The organism is Janibacter sp. CoH_79_TC_3 (assembly GCF_058197955.1).
Window position 1 is genome coordinate 1 of record NZ_JBXWIV010000173.1, and the last position, 244, is coordinate 244.

The 244-nt window shown below is 60.7% G+C and carries 1 pseudogene; it reads right to left on the reverse strand.

Annotated elements, in window-relative coordinates:
* A pseudogene (locus AC2FA3_RS15530) lies at positions 1 to 230 on the reverse strand (hypothetical protein); the annotation flags it as partial.
* Positions 231 to 244: the final 14 nt, after the last annotated feature.

Below are 244 nucleotides of genomic sequence, written 5' to 3' on the forward strand. Positions count from 1 at the left end.
CCCCAGATCACGTCTGACAGACCCATTTGAAGCATCTTCGCGCGGCTGGTAAAGCCCATCTTGACACCCACGCGTCGATGGCCGCGTTCGACACGGCGTTGTATCGACGCTGCCTGAATCGCATAAGCCATATCGAGCGGGAGCTGGCTTTCCGGGTCGTATCGGGCCACTTCGGGCGCATGGACTGCTGCCTCGTCGAGCAGCCTGGCGTATTCCATGGTGGTGATCATTGGCGTGCCTGGCT